This is a genomic window from Sphingomonas phyllosphaerae (genome assembly GCF_029623345.1).
GTDB classification, from domain to species: domain Bacteria; phylum Pseudomonadota; class Alphaproteobacteria; order Sphingomonadales; family Sphingomonadaceae; genus Sphingomonas; species Sphingomonas phyllosphaerae_C.
Genome location: NZ_JAPYKH010000046.1, coordinates 1 through 6,097 on the forward strand (window position 1 = coordinate 1; position 6,097 = coordinate 6,097).

Annotated in this window: 7 protein-coding genes and 1 pseudogene; 5 read left to right on the plus strand and 3 right to left on the minus strand. The window is 68.8% G+C overall.

Translation table 11 applies throughout. The features are described 5' to 3' along the window. On the plus strand, window positions 1-399 hold a 399-nt coding region (locus QBJ89_RS19920; protein WP_277982197.1), incomplete at its 5' end, for a hypothetical protein. Window positions 400-427: 28 nt separating this feature from the next. Here QBJ89_RS19920 and QBJ89_RS19925 read toward each other — a convergent pair. Together QBJ89_RS19925 and QBJ89_RS19930 are read right to left on the minus strand one after the other, a co-directional pair. After that, window positions 428-853, minus strand: a complete 426-nt coding sequence (locus QBJ89_RS19925) for a hypothetical protein (RefSeq protein ID WP_277982198.1) — start codon at window positions 851-853, stop codon at window positions 428-430. A gap of 45 nt (window positions 854-898) precedes the next feature. Then, window positions 899-1,852, minus strand: a complete 954-nt coding sequence (locus QBJ89_RS19930) for an energy transducer TonB (RefSeq protein ID WP_277982199.1) — start codon at window positions 1,850-1,852, stop codon at window positions 899-901. A gap of 122 nt (window positions 1,853-1,974) precedes the next feature. Between QBJ89_RS19930 and uvrA the strand changes: the two genes are divergently transcribed. The 4 genes from uvrA (at window position 1,975) to QBJ89_RS19950 (ending at window position 5,820) form a co-directional block, all read left to right on the plus strand. Beyond that, the gene (gene uvrA, locus QBJ89_RS19935; RefSeq protein ID WP_277982200.1) at window positions 1,975-4,896 is read left to right on the plus strand and encodes an excinuclease ABC subunit UvrA; all 2,922 of its coding nucleotides are present in this window, start codon (window positions 1,975-1,977) and stop codon (window positions 4,894-4,896) included. Between the two features lie 81 nt (window positions 4,897-4,977). Continuing rightward, window positions 4,978-5,178, plus strand: a complete 201-nt coding sequence (locus tag QBJ89_RS19940; RefSeq protein ID WP_277982201.1) for a hypothetical protein — start codon at window positions 4,978-4,980, stop codon at window positions 5,176-5,178. A gap of 190 nt (window positions 5,179-5,368) precedes the next feature. Then, entirely contained in the window at window positions 5,369-5,545 is a 177-nt protein-coding gene (gene relB / locus QBJ89_RS19945; RefSeq protein WP_277982202.1) for a type II toxin-antitoxin system RelB family antitoxin, read from the plus strand. Window positions 5,546-5,583: 38 nt separating this feature from the next. Further along, window positions 5,584-5,820: a type II toxin-antitoxin system RelE/ParE family toxin gene (locus QBJ89_RS19950; protein ID WP_277982203.1), complete on the plus strand. Its 237-nt coding sequence runs from the start codon at window positions 5,584-5,586 to the stop codon at window positions 5,818-5,820. Here QBJ89_RS19950 and QBJ89_RS19955 read toward each other — a convergent pair. Beyond that, a pseudogene (locus QBJ89_RS19955) lies at window positions 5,811-5,930 on the minus strand (BrnA antitoxin family protein); the annotation flags it as partial. The gene QBJ89_RS19950 and the pseudogene QBJ89_RS19955 sit on opposite strands and share 10 nt — an antisense overlap. Window positions 5,931-6,097: the final 167 nt, after the last annotated feature.

The following is a 6,097-nucleotide window of genomic DNA, read 5'->3' on the forward strand; positions in this document are numbered from 1 at the left end:
GGAAGCCGACAAGCTGCTTGGTGCCTGCCCTTCTCTGACGATTTCAAGGAATTTTTAGCGAACCATCAGATCCAAGACGAACAAGCCTTTTTTACACTTGAGTTTCTATTCCCAAGCCAGGCAGCGGCCGATCTATGTCTTAATCTGGCCGAGGAAAATCATGATTGCGTCGATTCAAGCTGGTGGAATACTATTAACGGACAGTACTTTGGACCACTAAAGCAGGAAATCTTTTTGAAGCTGCGCGACGCAGAGCGGGGAACGCCTGCATGGCTTTTTGGCCGAGGCGTTCCTGAAGGGATCAAAGGGCGATTCCTTAAGAAGGCAACTCAAAATCTGTCGACTTCGGCAATCGATGAGGTCACCAAAAAGGTGATTGAGACTTTGCAAAGCCTCTGAGTACAAGCTAATCAGGAGCTCAGAAGCTTTACCCCCGCCCCTTCAATCCCCCGAAGAACGCCGTCGCGACCCGCGTCACCGCGTAGCCGATCTCCTGCTCGCGCGTGCGCTGGCCGCCGCCGGCGCCCGCCGCCGCAGCGCCCGCGCCCGCCCCCTGCGCCTCGGCTGCGCCGCCCGCCGGCGCCGCGCTCTTCGCGGCCTTCTCCGCCGCCTTGGCCGCGACCGCGCTCGCGGCGACGCCCGCCACCGCGGTCAGCGCGCTCGCGATCGCCTGCTGGCCCGCGGGCGACTGGGCGCGCTCGATCCACGCCTCGCCCTGGCGGCGCAGCTCCTTGGGCAGCTTCACGCCGAACAGCTCCTTGGGCAGCTTCGCCGACCGGCCCGCGCTTTTGCCCGCGTCCTTGCCCGCGCCCCCGCCCGAACCCTTGCCGTCCGCACCCTTCTTCTTGCCCATGCGCACCTCCTGTGTGCCACAGAGGTAAGACACGCGCGCGGGCGATCAACCCTCGGCGCGCGCGGCCTCGCGGCGCTGGCGCACATAGGTGCGATAGGCGGGATCGTCCTGCCACGCGCCGGGCAGCTCCCATTTGATCACCTGCGTGACGTGGCTCGTCATCGGCCGGCCGTCGCGCCCCATCGCCGGGGTGAAGCGCGCGCGCAGCCGCGCCGCGTCGCAGCCGGCCGTGTCGAGCGCCGCGCTGCCGCTCGGGATCACGGTGCGGCACTCGCTGACGCGCCCGTCGGTGGCGATCGTCCACAGTTGCGCCGAGGTGCCGAGCTCGCCGCGCGCCACCGCCGCCTTGGCATAGTCGTCGGGGCCGACGAAGCGCGTCGGGTCGCCGCGCGGCTGCGCCTCGGTCGCGATCGCCTCGCGCTCGCCCGGCGCGATGCCCCAGGTGCGCGCGATATCGTCGTTGCAGCGCGCCAGCGCGGCGAGCGCGCGCGCGGTGCCGACCAGCGCCACCGAGAAGGCCGGCTCGCTCGAGGGGGTGAGCGTCAGCACCGCGCGCTCGGGCAGGTCGGCGAACAGCGCCGGGCTGGTCCAGCCGCGCAGCGTGCGCAATTTGTCGCCGGTGCCGTTGAACGCCTCGTAGACGGTCTCGTCGCCGCGCCCCTCCACCGCGATCGTGAGCACGCCGCGGCGCAGCCCGCGCTGGCCGAGGCGGCGCTGCACGCTCAGCTCGACGCGGTTGCTGAACGGCAGCGAGCGCCACGCCACGATCACGGGCGCGCTCGCCGGGCCGAAGGCGCGCGCCATCGCGCAGCCGCGCTCGCCGTAATTGACCACCCATTTGCCCTCCGGCGCGAGCGGAGTCGGCGCGTCGGGTGCGGGCGGCGCCGCGGCGGCGAGCGCGAGCGCGCTCCCCAGCAACGCCGCGCTCGCCGCCGCCGTCACCCCGCGCGGGTGCGCGCGTCTGTCCGCTCGCCCGCGCTCACGCCCGCTCCGCCGCATCGCTCGCTCCCGTGCCGGCGCGTGCCCGGGCGCGCCTTGTCGCCCGCAGCCTAGCGTCCCACATCGCGCGGGCAAGCGCCCCGCGCTGGACCTGCCCGAACAAATCTGGAACAAACAACCGCATGGCCCTTACCACCCTCTCCGTCCGCGGCGCGCGCGAGCACAATCTCAAGGACGTGTCGGTCGACATCCCGCGCGACACGCTCACCGTGATCACGGGCCTGTCGGGCTCGGGCAAGTCGAGCCTCGCGTTCGACACGATCTATGCCGAGGGCCAGCGCCGCTACGTCGAGTCGCTCTCGGCCTATGCGCGCCAGTTCCTCGAGCTGATGCAGAAGCCCGACGTCGACCATATCGAGGGCCTCTCCCCCGCGATCTCGATCGAGCAGAAGACCACCAGCCGCAACCCGCGCTCGACCGTCGCCACCGTCACCGAGATCTACGACTACATGCGGCTGCTGTGGGCGCGCGTCGGCGTGCCCTATTCGCCCGCCACCGGGCTGCCGATCGCGGCGCAGACGGTCAGCCAGATGGTCGATCGCGTGATGGCGCTGCCCGAGGGGACGCGGCTGTTCCTGCTCGCGCCGGTCGTGCGCGGGCGCAAGGGCGAGTATCGCAAGGAGCTGGCCGAGTGGCAGAAGGCCGGCTTCACGCGCGTCCGCATCGACGGCGAGGTGCATGAGATCGACGAGGCCCCCGCGCTCGACAAGAAGTACAAGCACGACATCGAGGTGGTGGTCGATCGCCTGGTGGTGCGCGAGGACGTCGCGACGCGCCTCGCCGACAGTTTCGAGACCGCGCTCAAGCTCGCCGACGGGCTCGCTTATGTCGACCCGGCCGATCCGGTCGAGCCGCGCACGCCCGAGAGCGTCGTGCTGGGCGATCACGCACCGCCGGGGCGGATCGTCTTCTCGGAGAAGTTCGCCTGCCCGGTCAGCGGCTTCACCATCGCCGAGATCGAGCCGCGGCTGTTCTCGTTCAACGCGCCGCAGGGCGCCTGCCCGGCGTGCGACGGGCTCGGCGAGAAACTCGTGTTCGACGAGGACCTGATCGTCCCCAACCACCTGCTCAGCATCAAGAAGGGCGCGGTGGTACCCTGGGCCAAGAGCAACCCGCCCTCGCCTTATTACATGCAGGTGATGGCGAGCCTGGCGCGCGAGCTCGGCTTCTCGCTCGACACGCCCTGGGGCGAGCTCCACCCCGAGGTGGCGGACAAGATCCTCTACGGCACCGAAGGGCAGCCGGTGACGCTGACCTTCATCGACGGCAAGAAGAGCTACGACGTCAGGAAGCCGTTCGAGGGCGTGATCGGCAACCTCAACCGCCGCATGCTCTCCACCGAGAGCGCGTGGATCAAGGAGGAGCTGGGCAAATACCAGTCGTCGCAGCCGTGCGAGACCTGCCACGGCGCGCGGCTCAAGCCCGAGGCGCTCGCGGTCAAGATCGCGAACGAGGACATCAGCCACGCCACGCGGCTGAGCGTGGTCGACGCGCTCGCCTTCTTCACCGACCTGCCCGACCATCTCGGCGACCAGCAGCGCGCGATCGCCGAGCGCATCCTCAAGGAGATCATCGAGCGGCTCGGCTTCCTCAACAACGTCGGGCTCGACTATCTCAACCTCGACCGCACCTCGGGCACGCTCTCGGGCGGCGAGAGCCAGCGCATCCGGTTGGCGTCGCAGATCGGCAGCGGGCTGTCGGGCGTGCTGTACGTGCTCGACGAGCCCTCGATCGGGCTGCACCAGCGCGACAACGACATGCTGCTCGCCACGCTGCGCCGGCTGCGCGATCTCGGCAACACCGTGCTGGTGGTCGAGCATGACGAGGACGCGATCCGCACCGCCGATTACGTCATTGACATGGGCCCGGGCGCGGGCGTGCGCGGCGGCCAGGTGGTGGCGCAGGGCACCCTGCCCGAGCTGCTCGCCAGCACCGGCTCGGTCACCGCCGACTATCTCAACGGCGTGCGTGCGGTGCCGCTGCCGGCCAAACGCCGCAAGGGATCGGGCAAGAAGCTGACGGTGCACAATGCGCGCGCCAACAACCTTACCGGCGTGACCGCGTCGATCCCGCTCGGCACCTTCACCTGCGTGACCGGCGTGTCGGGCTCGGGCAAGTCGAGCTTCACCATCGACACGCTGTTCGCGGGGGCGGCACGCCAGCTCAACGGCGCGCGCGTGCTGGCGGGCAAGCACGACAAGATCACCGGGCTGCAGCACCTCGACAAGGTGATCGACATCGACCAGTCGCCGATCGGCCGCACCCCGCGCTCGAACCCCGCGACCTACACCGGCGCCTTCACCCAGATCCGCGACTGGTTCGCCGGGCTGCCGGAGTCACTGGCACGCGGCTACAAGCCGGGGCGGTTCAGCTTCAACGTCAAGGGCGGGCGCTGCGAGGCGTGCCAGGGCGACGGCGTGCTCAAGATCGAGATGCACTTCCTCCCCGACGTCTATGTCACCTGCGACGTCTGCCACGGCGCGCGCTACAATCGCGAGACGCTGGAGGTGAAGTTCAAGGGCCATTCGATCGCCGACGTGCTCGACATGACGGTGGAGGACGCCGCCGGCTTCTTCGCCGCGGTGCCGCCGATCCGCGACAAGATGGCGATGCTGGTCGAGGTCGGGCTCGGCTACGTCAAGGTCGGCCAGCAGGCGACGACGCTCTCGGGCGGCGAGGCGCAGCGCGTCAAGCTGGCCAAGGAACTGTCGCGCCGCGCGACGGGGAACACGCTGTACATCCTCGACGAGCCGACCACCGGGCTGCATTTCGAGGACGTGCGCAAGTTGCTCGAGGTGCTCCACGCCTTGGTGGAGCAGGGCAATACGGTGGTGGTGATCGAGCACAACCTCGACGTGATCAAGACCGCCGACTGGATCATCGACCTGGGTCCAGAGGGCGGCGTCAAGGGCGGCGAGATCGTCGCGGAAGGCACGCCCGAGCAGGTGGTGAAGGAGAAGCGGAGCTTCACCGGGCGGTATCTGGCGCCGCTGCTGGTGAAGCGGGGGCCGGGCGTGAAGGCGGAGGCTGAGGCGGCGGAGTGATGCCACACCGCTCCGAACTGCTGCGTGTGCTGGTACTGCTCGCGGTCGAAGAGCGTATCCGCCGCGAAGCTGGAAACGATCATGGCGTCGGCGGCCTCGAAGACTGACATCGCCGCCGACTGGCAGGGTCGCGTGATCGAGCACGGCGATCTCGTGTCTCGCCTTGCTGCTCGACGGGAAAAGACCGGGAAGCCGGAGGTGCCGCGAAACGCCGGCAACCGACGCTCGGCGAGCAAACGAGCGCTCCTTGAGGCGCTGGATCAGCACGGGGCGGACTGGTAGGTCGGGTCATCACGCTGGTCGAGCCGCAGGGTCGCCTGCTGCTTGGCGCGCAGCGCGCGGGACAGTCGTGGCGAGTGTGCGTTCCGCTCGCCGAGCGAGTCGCTGAGGCCTCGCCAATCTGAGGCAACGCGGGGGAGGCAAGACGAAGAGCGCGCTTCCGCCCCAAGCCGCCGTCTTTTATGATGCAGGAATGGCGGAGCTACCAACCGACACGCCCACCGCGTCGTCGCGCGACGAGGCCGGCGCCTATGATGCGTGGTTGCGCGCCAAGGTCGAGAAGGCGATCGCCTCTACCGAACCGGGCATCCCGCACGAGCAGGTGATGGCTGAAGTTCGAGACATCATCGAGCGCGCACGCTCCCGTTGACGAGGACGCTCATCTGGCGGCCGGCCGCTCGACGCGACGTGACCGTCCTCATCAGATACATCGCCGATCGTCATGCCGCGGCAGCCGCGGACTTGGCCCAACGGTTTGAAGACACCGCTAGGCGCCTGCTGGCTTTTCCCTTCCTCCACCGCCCCGGACGCGCGCCGGGTACGCGCGAGGCAGTGGTTCACCGCAATTACCTCCTGATCTACAGCGTCTCTCGCACGACTATCGACGTACTCGCCGTCGTCCACGCGCGACGACGCTATCCCTGAAGCCCCACTGCCTTGCGCAGCGCCGCGTTGATCCGCCCCTGCCATCCCGGCCCGTCGGCGCGGAAGCGCTCGACCACGTCGGGGTCGAGCCGCAGCGTCACCTGCTGCTTGGCGCGCACGCGCAAGCTGATCTCCGCCCCACATTATGTAACTACATATCCACTGACCAGTCCCCCGTGCGCCCTTCGACGACCCATCACCGCGCCCCTGTCCTACACCCTCCAACACCGCGCACCCTCGCCGCCTCCTCCAGCCGTAGCGAGCCGCGCCCATGACC